The sequence below is a fragment of the Spiribacter sp. SSL99 genome, from assembly GCF_009805925.1.
GTDB lineage: Bacteria > Pseudomonadota > Gammaproteobacteria > Nitrococcales > Nitrococcaceae > Spiribacter > Spiribacter roseus.
Genome location: NZ_MAOM01000019.1, coordinates 107,981 through 126,891 on the forward strand (window position 1 = coordinate 107,981; position 18,911 = coordinate 126,891).

Here is an 18,911-nt window from a genome sequence, read left to right on the forward strand (position 1 = left end):
GTGGAGTCGTTGGCCAGCCGTGGCTGTCTGAGCCCATAATTGTACTCAACCGTCCAACCGGGGGCACAGGAAAAGCATGACCGCAGCAACAACCGAGGGGGGCCGCGTCGCCCTCATCACCGGCGCGAGTGCCGGCATTGGCGAGGCGCTCGCCATCAGACTGGCGCGGGATGGCTGGCAGGTGGTGGTCAGCGCTCGCCGCGAGGCCGCCCTGCAGGCGATTGGCGAGGCGCACCCCGACATCGCCGGGCGACTGCATCCCTATCCCCTGGACGTGACCGATCCGGCGGCCTGTGAGCAGGTGTTCGACGCCGTGGAAGCCGAGGTGGGCGAGATCGATACGCTGATCCTCAACGCCGGTGACTACGACCCGATGCCCCTCGACCACTTTGACCCGGCGGTGTTCCGGCGCCTGGCCGAAGTCAATTACCTGGGCACCGTCAATGGCGTGGGGGCGGCGCTGGCGCGGATGCGGCCGCGCGGCCGCGGCCAGATTCTGGTGACCGCCAGCCTGTCCGCCTATCGCGGGCTGCCGCAGGCGGCGCCCTACGGCGCCAGCAAGGCGGCGGTGCTCAACATGGCCGAGTCCCTGCGCCCGGCGCTCGAGGGCACCGGCGTGACCCTGCGGGTGATCAACCCGGGGTTCGTCAAAACCCGGCTGACCGAGAAAAACCGCTTCCATATGCCGCAGCTGATCTCCGCCGAGCGCGCCGCGGAGTATATCCACGACGAGATCGATGACGCCGGCTTCGAGATCGTCTTTCCCAAGCGCTTCGGCTACACCCTAAAGCTACTGCGGCTGCTGCCCTACAAGCTCTACTTTGCGCTGACCCGGCGCATGGTGCAGTCGTGACGGCCCTCGAGCGCTATGGCGAGTTCTTCGCCGCGATGCAGCCGGCGGATCTGGATCGGCTGGACGCGGTGTTCGTCGAGAACGCGCGGTTTCGTGATCCCTTCAATGAAGTCGAGGGCCTGGCGGGGATCCGGGCGGTGTTCGAGCATATGTACGCCAACTGCGCGGCCGCCCGTTTCGAGGTGCTGGAAATCGTGGGTGAGGGGGCGACGGGCTATCTGCGCTGGCGCTTTCATTTTCGCCTCAAGCGTGACCGTCACGACCGCCGCCCCATCGATGGCGTCTCGCGGGTGGTGCTGGCCGAAGATGGCCGGGTGCGCGAGCACATTGATTACTGGGACGCCGCCGGCGAGCTCTATGATCAGTTCCCGGTGCTGGGTGGGCTGATGCGCTGGCTGCGCGCCCGGCTGTCGGTGGACGCATAGGCCTGTTCGGTGTCGTGCATCCGCGCCCGCGTCGCCACCTGGGCCCGCCGGTCGTGGGGAAAGCGCCACATCAGCGCCGTCGCCGCCAGCTTGAAGCCGATGGGCACGGCGCCATAGAAAAGCGCCAGGGCGAAGGTGCCGTCGCGATCCTCGACCCGGGTGGCATCAAACCCGAACCACTCCAGCAGCGGAAAGGCGATGCCCACCGCCAGCGCCAGGGCCAGCTTGGTGGCCATGTTCCAGATCCCAAAATACAGCCCCGTGCGCCGGCCGCCGCCGGCGGCGGTATCGATGTCCACCAGATCGGCCTGGATGGCCGCCGGCAGGGCCATATCCACCGCCACGCCCACGCCCGAGAGCAGGCAGATGATCAGAAACGCGGTGGTATCCCCCGGCCCCAGAAACGGCACCGCCGCAAAGATCAGAGACGTCCAGAGCATCGACAGCGCCCAGGCGCGGTGCTTGCCAATGCGCCGCGACAGCCACAGCCAGCCCGGCAGTGCCGCGATCCCGACCACGAAGTAGACCAGCAGCAGCGGTCCGGTCCAGGCCTCGGCGCGCAGGACATGGATGACAAACAATGTGAACAGCGATGCGGGCAGCCCGTTGGCCAGGCCATTCATGACATAGGCGGCCAGCAGCCGCAGGAACGGGCGGTTGTGGCGCAGCAGCTGCCAGCCCTCGCGCCAGCCGACCGAGTGGGCGGTCAGCCGATACTCCGGCACCCGCCAGAGGGCCAGTGCCACCACCGGCGGCAGCAGCAGGACCAGCAGCCAGGCAAGCCCGGAGAGGGTTTCGGCATCGGCGCGGCCGGCCCCCACCAGGGTGGGCCAGGCGATGGCCAGCAGCGTGCCGGCCAGCATGAAGCCCTCGCGGCTGGCGGTCAGGCTGGCGCGCTGGTCATAGTCCTCGGACAGCTCCGCGCCCCAGGCGGTGTAGGGCAGCGACATCAGCGTCCAGCCCAGATAGGCGGCCAACCCCCAGCCCAGCAGGTAACCCAGGCCCACGGCCTCGGGCGGGCGGAACAGCGCCCAGGCGCTGACCAGCAGGATCGGCAGGCCCGCGGCGATCAGCGGCCGACGCCGCCCCCAGCGGGTCTGCAGGCGATCGCCCAGACTGCCGATGAGCGGGTCGGTGACCACATCCCACAGGCGCGCCAGCAACAGCGCGGCGCCCACCGCCGCCAGACCCAGGGTTTCGCCGTAGAAGCCCGGCAGGAAGACGTACATGGGAACGCCCATGACCGCCAGCGGCACGGCCGGCAGCCCGTAGGTCAGGATCTGGCCGCGGCTCAGGCTCACGGCCGGCGCAGCAGCAGGCGCTTGACGTCGATGCTGCCGGTGCGGAACCCCGCGTAGCAGTAGGCCAGGTAGTAACGCCACATGTTGATGAAGTGATCATCAAAGCCCAGCTGCCGGATCTGCGGGAGGGCCTGGACGAAGCGCGCGTCCCACTGCAGCAGGGTGGTGGCATAGTGCTGGCCGAGGCCGGTGGACTCGACCACCGCCAGTCCGCCGCGGTTGCTCTCCTCGGCCAGCCGCTGCGGGGTGGGCAGCATGCCGCCGGGAAAGATGTACCGCTGGATGAAGTCCGGCCGCCGGCGATAGTCCTCGAACCGATCCTCGGCGATGGTGATGCCGTGCAGGCCGATCCGCCCCCCGGGCCGGACCCGGTCGTGGAGCATGCGGAAATAGGCCGGCCAGTAGTCTTCGCCCACCGCCTCGAGCATCTCGATGGAGACCGCGTGATCAAACCGCCCGCGGGTGTCGCGATAGTCCTCGAGCCGCAGGTCGACCCATTCCGCGAGGCCCGCCTCGGCGATCTGGCGCCGCGCCCAGGCGAGCTGCTCGGTGGACAGCGTCAGGCCGGTGACCTTGATGCCACGCCGCGCCGCCGCCATCGCGAACCCGCCCCAGCCGCAGCCGATCTCGAGGATATGCTCGCCGGGCTGCGCGCCCAGGGTGTCGAGGAGCTGGTCGTATTTGTTGCGCTGGGCCTCGGCGAGGGACTGCCCCGGGTGATCGAAGATCGCCGCGGAATAGGTCATGGTCTCGTCAAGCCAGTGGCGGTAGAACTCGTTGCCCAGGTCATAGTGCGCGGCGATGTTGCGCCGGCTCCCGCGCTGGGTGTTGCGCCGCCCGCGGTGGTGCAGCGACAGACGCAGACGGTGCAGCCAGGACGGTTCCATGCGCTGCTGGAAGGCGTCCTCGTTGACCAGCATGAGCTCGAGCAGGTGCGCGGTGTCGGGGCTTGACCACTCGCCGGCCATGTAGCTTTCGGCAAAGCCCACCGAACCGCGGGTCGCGATGCGGGCCACCATCCGCGCCGGGCGGTGCAGCCGCAGCGTGCCCGTGGGTCCCGCCTCACCGCCCTGGATGACGAAGGCGTCGCCGTTGGGCATCCGGCCTTCCATGCGGCCGCGGCGCAGGCGCGCGAACCACCCCAACAGAATGCGGCCGGCAAGCGGCAGCGGCGACGGCAGATCGATCATCGATTGCTGCTGACTCGTCATTGACTGATCTCCGAATCCGGCGGCGCCGGTCTGCGGTGGAAACGTCCGCCCCGGAGCCAGATTTTCAGGGCCTGCCAGTGAATGGCAGTGATCACTTTCAGGGTCATCAAGGGTACCGTCACGGCGATGCGGAGCAAGCCCAGATCGCCGCCCCGCCGGCGCTCGCCGGTCTGTACCGCGATCAGCGCCGGTGTCTCGGGCTGCTCGGCGCTGTGCCAGTTCACGGTGGCGCCATAGCGCTCGCCCGGCGCCTGAAGGCGGAAGCGGTAGTGACCGTTCCGCGGCAGGAACGGCGAGACATGGAAAACCTTGTGGGCGCGGTCGTGCAGGCGCTCGGACAGCGCCGTGCCCTGGTCGTGGATGAGGTAGCCATGCCATTCACCGAAGGTGTTGCGCACCTCGGCCAGCACCGCGCGCAGGCTGCCGTCGGCGTGCCGGCAGTACCACAGTGACAGGGGATTGAAGACATACCCCAGGACCCGCGGGTAGCACAGCAGCTGCACGCGCCCGCCCGCCAGCTCGATGCCCGCCTCGGCCAGCCGCGCGTCGATCCAGGGCCGCAGCGGCGAGCCATCCTTGGGCCCGTGATCGCGGTCGCGGAACCCGATCAGGTTGAAGCGGTTGTACGAGAACAGCCGATGGCGCCGGTCCGCCTCATCCAACCGGTCGATGTCCAGCAGCAGACTGAACACCCGATAGCGGAACCGGTACAACGGGGCGATGCGGCGCTCGTGGAAGAGCCGGCCGGCATACAGGGTGAGCGCGTCGTCGGCGCTCATGCCACCGCGTCTCGCTGCCAGGGCGCGGGGGCGCCGAGGCGCTCGGCCACCCGCACCGCGCTGGCGAGGGCGTCTTCGTGGAAGCCATAGCCATGGTAGCTGCCGCAGTACCAGAGCCGATCATTGCCCTGGAGGTCGCCCAGTCCGGCCTGTGCGGCGATGGCATCGCGGTCGAACACCGGATGGTCGTAGGTCTGTTGCTGGATGACGCTCGCCGGCCGCGGGGTCTCGAGCGGGTTCAGCGTCACGAAGACATCGGTGTCAGTGGGCAGGGATTGCAGTCGGTTCATCCAATAGGTCACGGAAACGGGTCGTGTCCCGTCGACGCTTTCAGTGGTCAGATGGTTCCACGATGACCAGACGGCGCGGCGTCGGGGCATCAGCTGGGCATCGGTATGCAGAAACGCCTCGTTCATCTGGTAGCGGAACGCACCCAGCAGCCGCGCCTCGTCATCGCGCGGGGCATCGAGCATGGCCAGGCTCTGGTCGCCGTGCGCGGCCAGCACCACCTCATCGAAAGTGCCCAGATCGCCGCCGGGACCTGCCAGGCGTATGCCCGCGTCCGTGCGCCGGACCGAGCCCACGGGGGTCCCGGTGTGGATATGCGCGATGGCCGGGCGTAGGCGCTCGAGGTATTCGCGGCTGCCACCCGCTACGGTCCGCCACTGCGGCCGGTCCTTGAGCTGGATCAGGCCATGGTTGTAGAAAAACTGCAGAAACGAGCGCGCCGGAAAGGCCAGCATCACGTCCTGCGGGCAGGACCAGATCGCGGCACTCATGGGCAGCAGATAGTAGCGCCGGAACGCCTCGCCCATGCCCAGCTCGTCGAGCAGCGCGCCCAGGCTGATGTCATCGCCGCGGGTATCGTCCGTCAGGCGCTCGTGGGCGGCTTTGTTAAAGCGCAGGATGTCGCGCACCATGCCCAGAAAACGCGGGCGGATCAGATTGCGGCGCTGGGCGAACAGGGTGCCGAGCCCGCTGCCGGCATATTCCAGGTCGATATCGCGGGCGGCGAAGGCGAACGACATGTTCGAGTCAAGGGTCGGCACTGCGAGATGCTCGAACAGCGCCTTCAGCTGCGGGTAGTTGGGCTCGTTGTAGACGATGAAGCCGGTGTCCACCGGCACCCGGCCCTCCGGCAGGTCGCAGTCCACCGTATGGCTGTGGCCGCCGAGCCGGTCCGAGGCCTCGAAAAGCGTCACCTCATAGCGTTGCGAGAGCATCCAGGCGGCGCTGATGCCCGCAACGCCGCTCCCCACCACCGCGATTCTCCGAGATTGCATGCAATGACTCACTGTTGTCTGAAGCGCTATATTCTACAGCCTTTGGCCGGAAGACACCGGAGTAGACCGTGACCGAACCCCGTGAATTCACCCCGCTCAGTGTGGCGGTGCTGACGGTCTCCGACACGCGCACCGCGGCGGACGACCGATCCGGGCAGACCCTGCGCGAGCTGGCGGCGGCCGATGGCCATCGAATCGCCGACCACCGGATCGTCACCGACGACCGCTACGCCATTCGTGCCGTGGTCTCGGCGTGGATCGCCGATCCCGGCGTTCACGTGGTGATCTGCACCGGCGGGACCGGGTTTTCGCAGCGGGACGTGACCCCGGAGGCCATCGAGGTGCTGTTCGATCGCACCATCCCCGGCTTTGGCGAGCGGTTTCGACAGCTCTCCCACGCCAGCGTGGGCAGCTCGACGCTGCAGTCGCGGGCGCTGGCCGGTATCGCCAACCGCACCCTGGTGGTGGCGCTGCCAGGCTCGACCGGCGCCTGCCGGGATGGCTGGTCGGGACTGCTCAGCGAGCAGCTCGATGTCACCCACCGCCCCTGCAACCTGGCGGAACTGGCGCTGGGACTGTGAGCGGGACGCCGCCCCAGGCCCGCCCGCGTGGCGAAATGCGGCGGCGGATTCTGCGTCTCGCCGGTGAATGGCTGCAGACCCGCGGCTATCATGGCTTCAGCTTTGGCCAGCTGGCCGAGGCGCTGGAGGTGGGCAGCAGCGCCATTCACTATCACTTTCCGGCCAAGGCGGATCTCGCCACCGCGCTGTTCCGCCAGTATCGCGAGGACCTCGTCTGGTGGTGCCAGCAGATGAGCGCGAGCCCGCTGGAGGCCAGCGAGCAGATCGAGCGGTTTCTGGACCTGGAGGCCCGCCACCTGGATGACCAGCGCGTCTGCCCGCTGGGGGTGGCGGCGGTGGAGTACGCCAGCCTGCCCGCCGGTGCCTGCGCCGAGGCCGAGGGCCTGCGCGACGATCTGCTGGAATGGCTAGCGGCCACCCTGGACGCCGGGCGCAGGGCCGGCACGCTGGAGTTTCCGGGCCCGGCCCGCGATCAGGCCCGGGTGGTGATGGCGGCCGCCCAGGGCGGTCTGCAGCTGGCCCGGCTGCACGGTCGTGGCGACTTTGCGGCCGTCCGCCGGGCGCTGCTGGCCAACCTCGCGGGCAGCAGCGTCTAGGCCCGGCTTCTGCTAGCATTCCCGGCCATGAATGATCTGATTATCGCCCCCTCGATCCTCGCCGCCGACCTCGCCCGTCTGGGCGACGAGGTGGACCAGGTGATCCGCGCCGGTGCCGACTGGGTCCACTTTGATGTCATGGACAACCATTACGTGCCCAACCTGAGCTTTGGGCCGGTGGTCTGCCAGGCCCTGCGCCGGCATGGCATCAAGGCGCCCATCGATGTCCACCTGATGGTCAGCCCGGTGGATCGCATCATCCCCGATTTCGCCGCTGCCGGCGCCGATCTGATCAGCTTTCACCCCGAGGCCTCGGCGCACGTCGACCGCAGCCTGCAGCTGATCCGCGACCAGGGCTGCCAGACCGGGCTGGTATTCAACCCCGCGACCCCGCTGGATGCCCTGCGCTATGTCATCGACAAGGTCGACCTGATCCTGCTGATGTCGGTGAACCCGGGGTACGGCGGCCAGAAGTTCCTGCCGGTCACCCTCGAGAAGCTGCGCGAGGCCCGGGCGCTGATTGATGCGCAATCGCGCCCGATTCGGCTTGAGGTGGACGGCGGTGTCGGCCCGGATAACATCGAAGCGGTGGTCGCCGCCGGTGCTGACACCGTGGTCGCCGGCTCGGCGATCTTCGGCCAGCCGGACTATGCCGCGGTCATCGACACCCTGCGCCAGCGGGCCGCCCGGGCGACGTCATGAAGCCGCTGCGAGCCAGCGGCCTGCTGTTCGACCTTGACGGCACGCTGGTGGACAGCGCTCCGGATCTGGCCACCGCGGTCAACCACAGCCTGGCCGATCTGGGCCATGCCGCGCTGAGCGAGACTCGGGTGCGGCAGTGGATTGGTGATGGCGCCCGCCGGCTGGTGGCCCGGGCGATCGCGGGTCGACGCGACATTGATGCCGAGCCGCCGGAGACCGAGGCCGCGCTGGCGCGGTTTTTCGTCCACTACCACGACTGTCTGTGCGATCGCAGCCAGCTGTACCCCGGGGTCCGCGACGGGCTTGATCGTCTCCGGGCGCTGGGCCGGCCGATGGCGGTGGTCACCAACAAGCCGGCGGCGTTCACCGGGCCGCTGCTCGAGGCGCTGGGCATCGCCGGGTATTTCGGGGCGACGGTCAGCGGCGACACGCTGGGGGTCAAAAAGCCCGACCCCGCGCCCCTGATCCATGCCGCCGATCAGCTTGGAGTGGCCGTCGGCGACTGCCTGTATGTGGGTGATTCGGCCGCGGACCAGGGGGCCGCCGCGGCGGCGGGCATGCCGCTGGTGCGGGTGCCTTACGGTTATCCCGGCGACGATGCTATCTTCGCCGATCACCCAGCGGCGATGACGCTGACCATCGACCAGCTCGCAACAGGGCTCACGAACGCATCATGAACCAGGACACCATCGCCGAGCACCGCCAGCACGGTTTCAACCGCGTGCCGCTGGTGCGCGAGCTGCTCGCCGACCTCGAGACGCCGCTTTCCACCTATCTCAAGCTGGCCGCCGATGCCGGCAGCTATCTGTTCGAATCGGTCCAGGGCGGCGAGAAGTGGGGGCGCTATTCGATCATCGGGCTGCCCTGCCAGCGCCAGTACCGCATCCACGGTCACCGCATCGAGACCTGGGAGAACGGCGAGTGCACCGCCACCCAGACCGTCGATGATCCCCTGGAATGGGTCGAGCACCGGCACCGCGCCGTGCGCGCCGCACCGCCCGAGGGGCTGCCGGGACTGCCGCGTTTCATCGGTGGGCTGGTGGGCTACTTCGGTTACGACACGATTCGCTACATCGAGCCGCGGCTCGCCGAGTGTCCCAACCCGGATCCGCTGGGCGTGCCCGACATTCTGCTCATGGAGTCCGAGGAGGTGCTGGTGTTCGACAACCTCGCCGGCCGGCTCTATGTGGTGGTCAACATCGATCCCGCCGAGGCCGACGGCCTGGCCCGCGGCGAGGCACGGCTCGACGGGCTGGCCACGCAGCTGCGCACCCGGACCCTGCAGGACGCCGCCCCGGCGACACCGCGGGTGGTCGCCGAGGAGGATTTCGACTCGTCCATTGGCCGCGACGACTACGAGGCCATCGTCGAGCGCATCCGGCAGTACATCATCGACGGCGACTGCATGCAGGTGGTGCCGTCACGGCGCATGAGCGCCGACTACCACGGCCGGCCGCTGGATCTGTACCGCGCGCTGCGCGGCACCAACCCGTCGCCGTATCTGTTCTTTTTGGACTTTGGCGACTTTCAGGTGGTGGGCTCGTCGCCGGAAATCCTCGCCCGGCTCGAGGACGGCGAGGCGACGGTGCGTCCCATCGCCGGCACCCGCCGGCGCGGTGCCACCGCCGAGGAGGATCGCGCCCTCGAGACCGAACTGCTGGCCGATCCCAAGGAGCGCGCCGAACACCTGATGCTGATCGATCTGGGCCGCAACGACATCGGCCGGGTCAGCGAACTGGGCAGCGTGCGGCTGACCGACCGCATGACCATCGAGCGCTACAGCCATGTCATGCACATCGTCTCGAACGTCACCGGGCGGCTGCGCGAGGGCCTGGGGCCCATGGATCTGCTGCGCGCGACCCACCCGGCGGGCACCCTCAGCGGTGCGCCCAAGATCCGCGCGATGGAGATCATCGACGAGGTCGAGCCGGTCAAGCGCGGGGTCTATGGCGGCGCGGTGGGGTATCTGTCGTGGTCGGGCAACATGGACACGGCCATCGCCATCCGCACCGCGGTGATCAAGGACGGACGCGTGCATGTGCAGGCCGGTGGCGGCGTCGTCCACGACTCCGACCCCCAGGCCGAGTGGGAGGAGACGGTGAACAAGGGCCGGGCGCTGTTCCGGGCGGTGGCCATGGCCGAGGCGGGGCTCGAGCCGCGCTGAACGTCCCCGGCTAGGCGCGGATGTACTGCCAGCCCGCCTGCTGCAGACGGGCGATCGCCACCACCGCTGAATCGGTCTCGGCCACGCCAGCGTCATTGTTCAGGCCCTGACGGGTCAGGCTCGTGCGGCAGAGCACCAGCTGCGCGTCGGTGTCGGGGTCGGGGTGTTCCAGCGCCGCGGCCACCGCCGCCGCGTTGGCGATGATGCGCAGCTCCGCCGCCGGCGCCATGGCCCTGAAATTGAGCAGATTGCGGCGCGCCCGGGTCAGCGACCCGGCGGTCGGCGCATGAAAGATCACCCGGTCGGTCATGGCGCGGCCCCTTCGCCGATCAGGCGCTCGACCTCGTGGACGGTCCGCCGGAAGCCGGGATCATCGCGGCGCTCATCCAGCGGCAGATCCACCTCAAGCAGCGCCCGGACCCGCGCCGGCTGACGGGGGCCGGCGTGGCCAAGCACCATGATGCGGTCGCTCAGCAGGGTGGCCTCCTCGATGTCGTGGGTGACGAACACGATGGCGGCCGTGGTCTGGCGGCGCAGGGCGATCAGGGCCTGCTGCAGCCGCCCGCGGGTCATCGCATCGAGGGCCGAGAAGGGCTCGTCCATGAACAGCACCCGCGGCTCGACCGCCAGCGCCCGGGCCAGGCCCACGCGCTGCTGCTGACCGCCCGACAGATGGTGGGGCCAGCGATGGAGGAACTCGCCCAGGCCGACCTGCTCGAGGTGGTGACGGGCGCGTGACTGGCGCTCGGCGCGTGGCACGCCGAGGTTCTCCAGCCCCAGCTCGACGTTGCCGAGGACACGCCGCCACGGCAGCAGGCGCGGCGACTGAAACACCATGGCGCTGTCGCGGGCCTTGCGCGGCGCGTGGCGGGGGCGCTCGATGCGGCCGGCCAGTGGCGGCAGCAGGCCGGCGAGGGCGCGCAGCAGCGTCGATTTGCCCACCCCCGAGGGTCCGACGATGGCGATCAGCCCCTGGGCCTGAAGCGTCAGATCGACCCCCTCGAGAACCGGGGCGTCGCCGAAGCCCACGGCCAGCTGCTCGGCGCTCAGTACTGCCATTGCAGGATCCGTCGCTGCAGCATGACGAACACCGCGTCCACCAGGGCATAGAGACCGGCGATGGTCAGCATGTAGACCACCACGATGTCGGTGGCGAGCAGGCTCGAGGCTTCCATCATGCGCTGACCGATGCCGGTGATGCCGAACAGCTCCGCGGCCACCACCGTCATCCAGCCCTGGCCCAGGCCGGCACGCAGCCCGCCGAGGATGCCGGGCGCCGCGGCGGGCAGGGTGATCTTGCGCAGCCGCACCAGCGGCTGGTTCTGCCCGAACGCCGCGGCAAGCTCCTGATAACCCGGGTCAATGGCATCCACCGCGCTGTAACTGGCGAAGTAATTGATCCAGAACACACCGATGCTGATGATGAAGGCCGCCGCGGTCGGGGTGATGCCAAACCAGATGATGGCGAACGGGATCCAGGCGAGTGGCGGGATCGGGCGCAGCAGCCGCGCCAGCCAGGCATGGACCGCATCAAAGGCGGGGAACATCGCCGCACTCATGCCCACCGCAATGCCCAGGCTCGAGCCCAGCAGCAGACCAATCCCGTAGTGCTGCAGGCTCGAGACCACCATGGTCTGCCAGATGCCGTCACGGATCTCCTGGGCGAGCACGCCGGGGATCGCTGAGGGCAGCGGCACCAGAGTGTTCGGGAGCAGTCCCAGCCGCAGGATGCCCTCCCACAGCAGCAGGAACCCGGCGAGTCCTGCCGCGCTCGCGACCAGCCGCCTGCCACGGGGTCTGGCGTCAATCACCGTCGGTCGCCGCCTCGTAGAGCGTGTCGTTGAAAAGCGCCGACAGATCGACCGGCTTGACCAGGCTGCCCTGGCGGATCTGGAAGTCATGCATCCGGCGGGTGCCCTCGCGGATGGCGGCCGGATCGGCGACGTAGTTGGACGCCGGCGACTGCAGGGCGCGCTCAACGGTGGCCAGCGGGATCAGGCGCTTGCCCACGAATTCACGCACATAGGGCGCGACCTCGGTGGGCTGGTCGTTGAGCTGCCGGGTGGCGCGCTCATGCAGGGCCAGCAGGCGGATCAGGGCCTCGCGCTCGTTGGCGATCACCGACTCCCGCGCCGCCAGCACCGCGCCGGGCTGGCCGGGCAGCATGTCGCCGGCGGTGGCCACCACCCGCGCGCCATCCACCCGCTCGCGGACCGTGGTCAGGATCGGCTCAAGCGTCGACGCCCCGTCCACGGCGCCGGCGAGCAGCGCCTGCTGAACCCGGTCGGCGCCCATGGGCAGGATGTCCACGGCATCAACGCCCACGTCCAGTTCCTCGATCAGCCAGTGGCGCAGGACCGTGTCCGGGACCGAGCCCTGGGGAAAGGTGGCGATGCGCGGGCGGCTGCCGGTGCGTTCCTCGAACAGCTCGAACGCCGCCGCGGCATCATCGGGTTCATCGGCGAAGGCCTCGGCCAGCTCGCCGGTGGCCATCAGCCCGATCTGCTCCTGAATGCTCGCGGCCAGCACTTGGATGGGGATATCGCGGCTGCGGCTGACCATGGCGGGGCCAATGCCGAACACCATGACATCGAGCTCGCCCGAGGCGAGGGCCTGCACCATGGCCGGTCCACTGCCAAAACGGGTCAGGGACAGATCCAGCCCCGCCTCGTCCGCCCAGCCCGCTTCCTCGAGCACGAACAGCTGCGCCACCGGCAGGATCGGCATGTAGCCCACCTCGAGGGTCACCGGCGACTCGGCCCGGGGGGCGGCCGCCGTCAGGGCCAGCACCGCCCCCAGGGCGAGGGCGATCAGTGGGTTGCGGGTCGGGCGGTTCAAGCGCTGATGGGCAGACATACGGATTCCATCGCTGATTAAACCCGAAAGCTTACTCAGTCTGAGCACTCCGCGTTAAATAACGAACTGGAATATCCATATTCCCGCCGCCCTGGGACTCGCGCCGGGGCCCATCCGGGTTATCCTGTCGGGTGTCAGTCAGTGCCAGTAACGTGAGCGAACGCCATGCTCTTGATGATCGACAACTACGACTCGTTCACCTACAACCTGGTCCAGTATCTGGGCGAGCTGGGCACGGATGTCGAGGTCTATCGCAATGACGCCATCGATCTGGCGACCATCGAGCGTCTGCAGCCCGAGCGCATCGTCCTGTCGCCGGGGCCCTGCACGCCTGACGAAGCGGGCGTCTCCATGGCGGTGGTCGAGCGCTTTGCCGGGCGGCTGCCGATCCTGGGGGTCTGTCTGGGCCATCAGGCCATCGGCCAGGCGTTTGGCGGGGCGGTGATCCGCGCCCAGACCGTGATGCATGGCAAGACCTCGTGGGTGCATCACCGCGATCAGGGGGTGTTCGCCGGGCTGCCCAACCCGCTCGAGGCCACCCGCTATCACTCGCTGGTGCTTGAGGCGGCGACCCTGCCGGCCTGCCTCGAGGTGACGGCATGGACCGAACATGCCAACGGCGATCGCGAGGAGATCATGGGCGTGCGCCACCGCGAGCTGGATGTCGAAGGGGTGCAGTTCCATCCCGAGTCCATCCTCACCCGCACCGGGCACGATCTATTGCGCAATTTTCTAAGGAGTCAGCATGGAGATGCAGGCGGCGATCCGACGGGTGATGGCCCGCGCTGATCTTGACCACGCCGAAATGACCGCGGTCATGCAGCGGATCATGACCGGCGAGGCCACGGGGGCACAGATCGGGGGGTTTCTGATCGGTCTGGGGATGAAGGGCGAGACGGTCACCGAGATCGCCGCGGCGGCGGCGGTGATGCGCGAGCTGGCCATGCGGGTCGAAGTGGACCGCACCCATCTGGTGGACACCTGCGGCACCGGCGGCGACGCCCGCGGCACGTTCAATATCTCCACGGCCACCGCGTTTGTGGTGGCGGCGGCCGGCGGTCGGGTGGCCAAGCACGGCAATCGCTCGGTCTCGAGCGCCTCGGGCAGTGCCGATCTGCTGCAGATCGCCGGGGCGCGTCTCGATCTGGAGCCCGCGGCCGTGGCCGAGTGCATCGACACCGAGGGCGTGGGGTTCATCTTCGCCCCGCAGCACCACCAGGCCATGCGCCATGCCATCGGCCCGCGCCGCGAGATGGGCGTGCGCACCCTGTTCAACCTGCTGGGCCCGCTTACCAACCCCGCGGGCGCCCCCAATCAACTGCTGGGCGTCTATGACGCCGCCTGGGTGCGGCCCATCGCCGAAGTGCTGCGCACCCTGGGCAGCGAGCGGGTGATGGTGGTGCACTCCGAAGACGGCCTTGATGAGATCAGCATCGCCGCCCCCACCCGGGTGGCGGAACTGCGCATTGGCGAGGTGCGTGAATACACGATCCGTCCCGAGGACTTCGGCCTGGAGTCGGCTTCGCTCGAGTCGCTGCGGGTGGATTCCGCGGAGCGCAGCCTCGAGGTGATCAAGGCGATCTTTGACGGCCTGCCCGGTCCGGCGGCGGATCTACTCGCGCTGAATGCCGGTGCGGCCATCCATGTGGCGGGCCTTGCCGACCACCTTGGCGACGCTGTGGCCCATGCCCGCGGGCTGCTTGCGAGTGGCGAAGTGCGGGCCCGTTTCGACCGGTTCATCGCCACCAGCCAGCGACTGGGGGCAACGCCATGAGCGGTGGCCCGGATACCCCCGATATCCTGCGCCGGATCATGGCCCGCAAGGCCGAGTCGGTGGCCGAGCGCCAGCGCCAGGTCAGTGCCACGGCGCTTGAGGCCCGGTTGGGCGAGGCATCGCCGGTGCGGGGTTTTCGCGCGGCCCTCGAGGCGCGCATCGGCGCCGGCCATGCGGGGGTGATCGCCGAGGTCAAGAAGGCCTCGCCCAGCAAGGGGGTACTGCGCGAGGCCTTCGACCCCGCCGCCATCGCCCGCAGCTACGAGCACGGCGGTGCGGCCTGTCTGTCGGTACTCACCGAATCGGCGTTTTTCCAGGGCGCGGACGCGCATCTCGAGCAGGCCCGCGCCGCCTGCCACTGCCCGGTGATCCGCAAGGATTTCCTGTTCGATGACTACCAGGTGCTTGAGGCCCGGGTGCTGGGTGCGGACTGCATCCTGCTGATCGTGGCTGCGCTGGATGACGCGCGACTGCGCGGGCTCCACGACCAGGCCCGGGCGCTGGGCATGGATGTGCTGGTGGAGGTGCATGATGCCGCCGAGCTGGATCGGGCGCTGGCGCTGGACACGGACCTGATCGGCATCAACAACCGCGACCTGCGCACCTTCGAGACCACCCTCGAGACGACCGCCCGGCTGGCGCCCGCCGTCCCGGACAGCGTGCGGCTGGTGACCGAGAGCGGCATTCATCACCGCGACGATGTCAGCGCCATGCGCGCGCGGGGCATCGACGCCTTCCTGGTGGGGGAGGCCTTCATGCGGGCCGATTCCCCCGGTGATCAGCTGGCCGCGCTGTTCGGCTGATCAGCGCGCCTCGTGCACCACGATGGTCCGGCCGCGGGCCGAGATCAGATCATCGGCCTCCATGTCGCGCAGTACCCGGCCGACCATCTCCCGCGAGCAGCCCACCAGCCGGCCGAGCTCGATGCGGGTGATCTTCAGCTGCATGCCCGCCGGGTGGGTCATGGCATCGGGCTGGCGGGCGAGGTCGTGGAGCGTGGCGAGCACCCGGCCGCGGACGTCCTCGAAGGCCAGTGAGCGGAACCGGCGGTTGGTGTCGCGCAGCCGGCTCGAGATCTGCTCGATCAGCGGCTGCAGCACAATGGCATGCTCGGCCTGCACCCGCGCAAAACCGGCATAGCTGATCTCGGCGAACTCACAGGTGGTGCGGGTACGGATCCAGGCGCTGCGCTGCGGCGCCTCCAGGAAAAGCCCCATCTCGCCAATGAAATCCCCCGGGTTGAGATAGGCCAGAATCAGCTCACGCCCGTCGGGCTCTTCCTCGAGCACGCTCACCGATCCGCTCAGCAGCAGGAACAGCCGGTCGCTGCTCGAGCCCTGATGGATCAGCGTGGAATGGGGGCGATAGCGGCTGCGGCCGCAGTGGCGCAGCAGCTCGATGATCGATGGGCGCTGGAAAAATCGGTAGCTGGCCGGTGACATGGGAACCTCCCTGTTTCCTGGAATCGCATCGGTCAATCGGTTCTTGGACGTTATACTCACCGGCGGTAATCGGATATGACCCATATGGAGGGGTCCAGAATGGGGGGTGAACCGTGAAAGCGCATGTACGCTGGCTTGATGGGATGGCATTCGAGTCGGAATCCGGCAGTGGCCACCGACTAACGGTGGATGGCCCACCGGATCTGGGCGGCCAGGGCAGGGGCCCGCGGCCGATGGAGCTTATGCTCCAGGGCCTGGGGACCTGCTCGGCGGTGGATGTGGTGTATATCCTCGAGCGCGGTCGCCACGCGGTGACGGGCTGCGAGGTGGATATCGAGGCAAGTCGCGCGGAGACACCCCCCAAGGTGTTCACCGCGATCCATCTGCATTTCCGGATCAGCGGGCACGCGCTCAAGGACGCTGCGGTGGAGCGGGCCGTGAAGCTGTCCGCCGAGAAATACTGCTCGGCGTCGATCATGCTGGCCAAGGCCTGCACGGTCACCCACAGCCATGAGGTGGTCGCGGCCCCGGGCACCGGGGATGGCTTGTCGCCGTAAACCGGTTTCTGTACACTCCACAATCTTAATTCGGGCGCGTTGACTTCGGAGAAACAGCACCCATGAAAACGTTTAGCGCCAGAGCCGAGACGGTCCAGCGTGACTGGTATGTCGTCGACGCCACCGGCAAGACCCTCGGACGACTCGCCTCTGAAATCGCCTATCGGCTTCGGGGCAAGCATAAACCGGAATTCACGCCGCACGTTGATACGGGCGACTATATCGTTGTGGTGAATGCCGAGCAGGTCGATATCACCGGCCGCAAGGCGGAGCAGAAGATGTATCACCGTTTCACGGGATATGTCGGCAACATGAAGTCGACGAACTTTGCGACGCTGATCCAGGAGCACCCGGAGCGGGCCATCGAGTTCGCGGTCAAGGGCATGCTGCCCAAGGGCCCTCTCGGCCGGCAGATGCTCGGCAAGCTCAAGGTTTACAGCGGTGGCGAACATCAGCACCATGCCCAGCAGCCTCAGGCGCTGGAAATCTGAATCGGAGCGACGATAACCGATGGCAGTCCAACAGTATTACGGCACCGGCCGGCGCAAGAAGTCCTCGGCCCGTGTGAACATGCGGCCCGGCAACGGCCAGATCACCGTCAATGGCAAGCCCCTTGACGAGTACTTCGGCCGCGAGACCGCTCGCATGGTAGTGCGTCAGCCCCTCGAGCTGACCGACACGACGGAAAAACTTGACATCAAGGTGAGCGTCTTTGGTGGTGGCTCGAGTGGTCAGGCCGGCGCCATCCGGCATGGCATCACCCGCGCGCTCATCGACTACGACGAAGCGCTCAAGGGCGGCCTGCGCAAGGCCGGCTACGTGACCCGCGACGCCCGGATGGTCGAGCGTAAGAAGATCGGCCTGCACAAAGCGCGCCGCGCCACGCAGTTCTCAAAGCGCTAAAGGGTTTATTGGGGGATCGTCTAGCGGTAGGACTACGGACTCTGAATCCGTCAACCCAGGTTCGAATCCTGGTCCCCCAGCCATCCATAAAAGACCCCGCTCCCTAGCGGGGTTTTTTATGGATAATTGAGTGCCAGGGTTCGAAGCTGGAAGGTTCGACTGCGACCGCGAGGGAGCAGAACGACCGCGCACAGCGCGTGTCGGCCCGAAGGGCGAGGCCGCAGGCCGAGTAATCCTGGTCCCCCAGCCATCCATAAAAGACCCCGCTCCCCAGCGGGGTTTTTTATTATCGGGCGGCTATGAAAGCGACCAACGGACATCGCCAGCCGGAGCCCTTCTTGTTAATCTTTACCTACCGTGTTCCTGGCCGTCATGGCCTTTACCTGCGAGAGCCTGACCGGCTCGCTCGCCTACGGGCTGGAGGATGATATGAGTGTAAAGACCGATACTTTCGGCAGTGTGCGAGTGACCGGTAAGGATGCGGCCCGTCTGGACCGATATGTCCGTGATGAAAATCAGCCGAACGCCCGTTCTGCCCAAGCCGTCAAGCGGGCCCGTGAGCTGATTGCGGATTGGGATGCGAATGGCGTCAGAAGCCTCAGAGTCCACGTGAAGGTCTCCGACGAATAGCGACCTCTCTTTACGATGGGGGTCAGAGGTCAGGGCGGCCAACACGAGCTGACAGTTCGCCACATAGGGCTGCAAGATAAGACAGGAGCCCTGTCCCTGGGCGAGGCCGAGTTCGCTCCTCTGAAAGCCTTCCTGAGAAATGAAGCTTTCACGTTCCATCGCGAGAATGTTGCCAGGACCTATGTTGCCGTCGATGCCGGAGGTAGCGTTCGAGGTTACGTCACCCTGATATGTAGCCAGATTCAGGTCTCTCAAGAACAACACCGCCCTGAAGTCGATAATCGGCGGATCCGTTACGACTCTTTTCCGTCAATCAAGGTCGCTCGCCTCGCCATTGATAAGCGATACCGAGGGAGCGGGCTTGGGCGACAGTTCCTGGATCTGGCGTTGGGGATCGCGCTGGGTGATGTGATGCCTGTCGTGGGATGTCGTTTCCTTGTGGTGGATGCCAAAAGGCCGTCCGTGGAGTTTTATCTGAAGTACGGTTTTACACCGATACAGGAAAGTCATGAGGATCAGGGGAGTCCAGTATTTTTCCTGGATCTTCATCCTCACGTGTAACGATAGGGACGAGAGTTGAAGCAGAAAATCGAACTCTATGGCCGGCTCCGCGAAGTCGCCAGCACTCAGACCGTGGAGTTGTCCGTCGACACGCCCTGCACCATTGCCGAGGCATTGACCGCGCTGGTCCGCGAGTATCCGGCGCTGGCCGACACTCTGCCGCGTGTGGCGTGTGCGGTGGGCGACGAGATGCGAACCCGCCAGGACATCCTGCAGGGCGACGAAACCCTGGTGTTATTGCCGCCGGTGAGCGGCGGCTGATGTATGCTGTGAGGTTGTGCATGCAGACGCCC

The 18,911-nt window shown here is 67.5% G+C and carries 25 protein-coding genes and 1 tRNA gene; 17 read left to right on the forward strand and 9 right to left on the reverse strand.

What is annotated here, in order from left to right; all coding sequences use genetic code 11:
- The first annotated feature begins 76 nt into the window (after positions 1-76).
- Entirely contained in the window at positions 77-853 is a 777-nt protein-coding gene (locus tag BA899_RS07965; protein ID WP_159300277.1) for an SDR family oxidoreductase, read from the forward strand.
- Positions 850-1,278: a nuclear transport factor 2 family protein gene (locus BA899_RS07970; protein ID WP_159300278.1), complete on the forward strand. Its 429-nt coding sequence runs from the start codon at positions 850-852 to the stop codon at positions 1,276-1,278. The genes BA899_RS07965 and BA899_RS07970 overlap by 4 nt, the downstream gene beginning before the upstream one ends.
- On the opposite strand, the gene BA899_RS07975 is transcribed toward BA899_RS07970, so the two are convergent.
- Genes BA899_RS07975 through BA899_RS07990 form a run of 4 tightly spaced genes read right to left on the reverse strand, consistent with a single transcriptional unit; the run spans position 1,215 to position 5,852 of the window.
- Positions 1,215-2,579: an MFS transporter gene (locus BA899_RS07975; protein WP_255425114.1), complete on the reverse strand. Its 1,365-nt coding sequence runs from the start codon at positions 2,577-2,579 to the stop codon at positions 1,215-1,217. The genes BA899_RS07970 and BA899_RS07975 overlap by 64 nt on opposite strands.
- Entirely contained in the window at positions 2,576-3,790 is a 1,215-nt protein-coding gene (locus BA899_RS07980; protein WP_110882442.1) for a cyclopropane-fatty-acyl-phospholipid synthase family protein, read from the reverse strand. The genes BA899_RS07975 and BA899_RS07980 overlap by 4 nt, the downstream gene beginning before the upstream one ends.
- Entirely contained in the window at positions 3,787-4,569 is a 783-nt protein-coding gene (locus BA899_RS07985) for a DUF1365 domain-containing protein (RefSeq protein ID WP_159300279.1), read from the reverse strand. Before BA899_RS07985 ends, BA899_RS07980 begins: the two co-directional genes overlap by 4 nt.
- Positions 4,566-5,852, reverse strand: coding sequence for an NAD(P)/FAD-dependent oxidoreductase (locus BA899_RS07990; RefSeq protein WP_159300280.1), 1,287 nt, complete (start codon positions 5,850-5,852; stop codon positions 4,566-4,568). Before BA899_RS07990 ends, BA899_RS07985 begins: the two co-directional genes overlap by 4 nt.
- A gap of 68 nt (positions 5,853-5,920) precedes the next feature.
- On the opposite strand from BA899_RS07990, the gene moaB reads away from it, so the two are divergent.
- Genes moaB through trpE form a run of 5 tightly spaced genes read left to right on the forward strand, consistent with a single transcriptional unit; the run spans position 5,921 to position 9,895 of the window.
- Complete coding sequence (gene moaB / locus BA899_RS07995) at positions 5,921-6,433, forward strand: molybdenum cofactor biosynthesis protein B (RefSeq protein WP_159300281.1); 513 nt, start codon at positions 5,921-5,923, stop codon at positions 6,431-6,433.
- Positions 6,430-7,029 carry a TetR/AcrR family transcriptional regulator gene (locus BA899_RS08000; RefSeq protein ID WP_159300282.1) on the forward strand — a complete coding sequence of 200 codons (600 nt, stop codon included), beginning with the start codon at positions 6,430-6,432 and terminating at the stop codon, positions 7,027-7,029. The genes moaB and BA899_RS08000 overlap by 4 nt, the downstream gene beginning before the upstream one ends.
- A 27-nt stretch (positions 7,030-7,056) precedes the next feature.
- Complete coding sequence (gene rpe / locus BA899_RS08005) at positions 7,057-7,731, forward strand: ribulose-phosphate 3-epimerase (protein ID WP_159300283.1); 675 nt, start codon at positions 7,057-7,059, stop codon at positions 7,729-7,731.
- On the forward strand, positions 7,728-8,408 hold the full coding sequence (locus BA899_RS08010; RefSeq protein ID WP_159300284.1) for a phosphoglycolate phosphatase: 681 nt from the start codon (positions 7,728-7,730) through the stop codon (positions 8,406-8,408). Before rpe ends, BA899_RS08010 begins: the two co-directional genes overlap by 4 nt.
- On the forward strand, positions 8,405-9,895 hold the full coding sequence (trpE, locus tag BA899_RS08015) for an anthranilate synthase component I (RefSeq protein ID WP_110882449.1): 1,491 nt from the start codon (positions 8,405-8,407) through the stop codon (positions 9,893-9,895). Before BA899_RS08010 ends, trpE begins: the two co-directional genes overlap by 4 nt.
- A 10-nt stretch (positions 9,896-9,905) precedes the next feature.
- On the opposite strand, the gene BA899_RS08020 is transcribed toward trpE, so the two are convergent.
- Genes BA899_RS08020 through BA899_RS08035 form a run of 4 tightly spaced genes read right to left on the reverse strand, consistent with a single transcriptional unit; the run spans position 9,906 to position 12,733 of the window.
- Positions 9,906-10,205, reverse strand: a complete 300-nt coding sequence (locus BA899_RS08020) for a hypothetical protein (protein ID WP_159300285.1) — start codon at positions 10,203-10,205, stop codon at positions 9,906-9,908.
- Entirely contained in the window at positions 10,202-10,954 is a 753-nt protein-coding gene (locus tag BA899_RS08025) for an ABC transporter ATP-binding protein (RefSeq protein ID WP_144347139.1), read from the reverse strand. Before BA899_RS08025 ends, BA899_RS08020 begins: the two co-directional genes overlap by 4 nt.
- Positions 10,942-11,706 (reverse strand): ABC transporter permease, encoded by a 765-nt coding sequence (locus BA899_RS08030; RefSeq protein ID WP_235013330.1) that lies wholly within the window; start codon positions 11,704-11,706, stop codon positions 10,942-10,944. The genes BA899_RS08025 and BA899_RS08030 overlap by 13 nt, the downstream gene beginning before the upstream one ends.
- Complete coding sequence (locus BA899_RS08035; RefSeq protein WP_235013331.1) at positions 11,699-12,733, reverse strand: ABC transporter substrate-binding protein; 1,035 nt, start codon at positions 12,731-12,733, stop codon at positions 11,699-11,701. The genes BA899_RS08030 and BA899_RS08035 overlap by 8 nt, the downstream gene beginning before the upstream one ends.
- 183 nt (positions 12,734-12,916) lie before the next feature.
- Between BA899_RS08035 and BA899_RS08040 the strand changes: the two genes are divergently transcribed.
- Genes BA899_RS08040 through trpC form a run of 3 tightly spaced genes read left to right on the forward strand, consistent with a single transcriptional unit; the run spans position 12,917 to position 15,328 of the window.
- Positions 12,917-13,540, forward strand: a complete 624-nt coding sequence (locus tag BA899_RS08040; protein ID WP_144347141.1) for an aminodeoxychorismate/anthranilate synthase component II — start codon at positions 12,917-12,919, stop codon at positions 13,538-13,540.
- Entirely contained in the window at positions 13,497-14,525 is a 1,029-nt protein-coding gene (trpD, locus tag BA899_RS08045) for an anthranilate phosphoribosyltransferase (RefSeq protein WP_159300287.1), read from the forward strand. The genes BA899_RS08040 and trpD overlap by 44 nt, the downstream gene beginning before the upstream one ends.
- The gene (gene trpC / locus BA899_RS08050) at positions 14,522-15,328 is read left to right on the forward strand and encodes an indole-3-glycerol phosphate synthase TrpC (protein ID WP_159300288.1); all 807 of its coding nucleotides are present in this window, start codon (positions 14,522-14,524) and stop codon (positions 15,326-15,328) included. Before trpD ends, trpC begins: the two co-directional genes overlap by 4 nt.
- Here the strand turns inward: trpC and crp are convergent, their stop codons facing one another.
- A complete protein-coding gene (gene crp / locus BA899_RS08055) occupies positions 15,329-15,967 on the reverse strand; it encodes a cAMP-activated global transcriptional regulator CRP (RefSeq protein WP_144347144.1) in 639 nt (212 codons plus the stop codon).
- Positions 15,968-16,080: 113 nt separating this feature from the next.
- Here crp and BA899_RS08060 point away from each other — a divergent pair, with 113 nt between their 5' ends.
- The 7 genes from BA899_RS08060 (at position 16,081) to BA899_RS08090 (ending at position 18,879) form a co-directional block, all read left to right on the forward strand.
- A complete protein-coding gene (locus BA899_RS08060; protein WP_144347145.1) occupies positions 16,081-16,524 on the forward strand; it encodes an OsmC family protein in 444 nt (147 codons plus the stop codon).
- Positions 16,525-16,586: 62 nt separating this feature from the next.
- A complete protein-coding gene (rplM, locus tag BA899_RS08065) occupies positions 16,587-17,015 on the forward strand; it encodes a 50S ribosomal protein L13 (protein WP_110882459.1) in 429 nt (142 codons plus the stop codon).
- A gap of 19 nt (positions 17,016-17,034) precedes the next feature.
- Positions 17,035-17,427 (forward strand): 30S ribosomal protein S9, encoded by a 393-nt coding sequence (gene rpsI / locus BA899_RS08070; RefSeq protein WP_110882460.1) that lies wholly within the window; start codon positions 17,035-17,037, stop codon positions 17,425-17,427.
- A 9-nt stretch (positions 17,428-17,436) separates the two neighbouring features.
- A tRNA-Gln gene (locus BA899_RS08075) sits at positions 17,437-17,510 on the forward strand.
- Positions 17,511-17,799: 289 nt separating this feature from the next.
- The gene (locus BA899_RS08080; protein ID WP_159300289.1) at positions 17,800-18,057 is read left to right on the forward strand and encodes a hypothetical protein; all 258 of its coding nucleotides are present in this window, start codon (positions 17,800-17,802) and stop codon (positions 18,055-18,057) included.
- 15 nt (positions 18,058-18,072) lie between these two features.
- Positions 18,073-18,618, forward strand: coding sequence for a GNAT family N-acetyltransferase (locus tag BA899_RS08085; protein WP_159300290.1), 546 nt, complete (start codon positions 18,073-18,075; stop codon positions 18,616-18,618).
- Between the two features lie 15 nt (positions 18,619-18,633).
- Positions 18,634-18,879 carry a MoaD/ThiS family protein gene (locus tag BA899_RS08090; protein ID WP_144347147.1) on the forward strand — a complete coding sequence of 82 codons (246 nt, stop codon included), beginning with the start codon at positions 18,634-18,636 and terminating at the stop codon, positions 18,877-18,879.
- Positions 18,880-18,911 lie beyond the last annotated feature (32 nt).

What these genes read in the sequence shown, in the direction of transcription:
- BA899_RS07965 (WP_159300277.1), top strand. Translation starts at nt 77, where the DNA reads ATGACCGCAGCAACAACCGAGGGGGGCCGCGTCGCCCTCATCACCGGC.
- BA899_RS07980 (WP_110882442.1), bottom strand. Translation starts at nt 3,790, where the DNA reads ATGACGAGTCAGCAGCAATCGATGATCGATCTGCCGTCGCCGCTGCCG.
- BA899_RS07985 (WP_159300279.1), bottom strand. Translation starts at nt 4,569, where the DNA reads ATGAGCGCCGACGACGCGCTCACCCTGTATGCCGGCCGGCTCTTCCAC.
- BA899_RS07990 (WP_159300280.1), bottom strand. Translation starts at nt 5,852, where the DNA reads ATGCAATCTCGGAGAATCGCGGTGGTGGGGAGCGGCGTTGCGGGCATC.
- rpe (WP_159300283.1), top strand. Translation starts at nt 7,057, where the DNA reads ATGAATGATCTGATTATCGCCCCCTCGATCCTCGCCGCCGACCTCGCC.
- BA899_RS08010 (WP_159300284.1), top strand. Translation starts at nt 7,728, where the DNA reads ATGAAGCCGCTGCGAGCCAGCGGCCTGCTGTTCGACCTTGACGGCACG.
- trpE (WP_110882449.1), top strand. Translation starts at nt 8,405, where the DNA reads ATGAACCAGGACACCATCGCCGAGCACCGCCAGCACGGTTTCAACCGC.
- BA899_RS08020 (WP_159300285.1), bottom strand. Translation starts at nt 10,205, where the DNA reads ATGACCGACCGGGTGATCTTTCATGCGCCGACCGCCGGGTCGCTGACC.
- BA899_RS08025 (WP_144347139.1), bottom strand. Translation starts at nt 10,954, where the DNA reads ATGGCAGTACTGAGCGCCGAGCAGCTGGCCGTGGGCTTCGGCGACGCC.
- BA899_RS08040 (WP_144347141.1), top strand. Translation starts at nt 12,917, where the DNA reads ATGCTCTTGATGATCGACAACTACGACTCGTTCACCTACAACCTGGTC.
- trpD (WP_159300287.1), top strand. Translation starts at nt 13,497, where the DNA reads ATGGAGATGCAGGCGGCGATCCGACGGGTGATGGCCCGCGCTGATCTT.
- trpC (WP_159300288.1), top strand. Translation starts at nt 14,522, where the DNA reads ATGAGCGGTGGCCCGGATACCCCCGATATCCTGCGCCGGATCATGGCC.
- crp (WP_144347144.1), bottom strand. Translation starts at nt 15,967, where the DNA reads ATGTCACCGGCCAGCTACCGATTTTTCCAGCGCCCATCGATCATCGAG.
- rplM (WP_110882459.1), top strand. Translation starts at nt 16,587, where the DNA reads ATGAAAACGTTTAGCGCCAGAGCCGAGACGGTCCAGCGTGACTGGTAT.
- rpsI (WP_110882460.1), top strand. Translation starts at nt 17,035, where the DNA reads ATGGCAGTCCAACAGTATTACGGCACCGGCCGGCGCAAGAAGTCCTCG.
- BA899_RS08080 (WP_159300289.1), top strand. Translation starts at nt 17,800, where the DNA reads ATGGCCTTTACCTGCGAGAGCCTGACCGGCTCGCTCGCCTACGGGCTG.
- BA899_RS08085 (WP_159300290.1), top strand. Translation starts at nt 18,073, where the DNA reads ATGGGGGTCAGAGGTCAGGGCGGCCAACACGAGCTGACAGTTCGCCAC.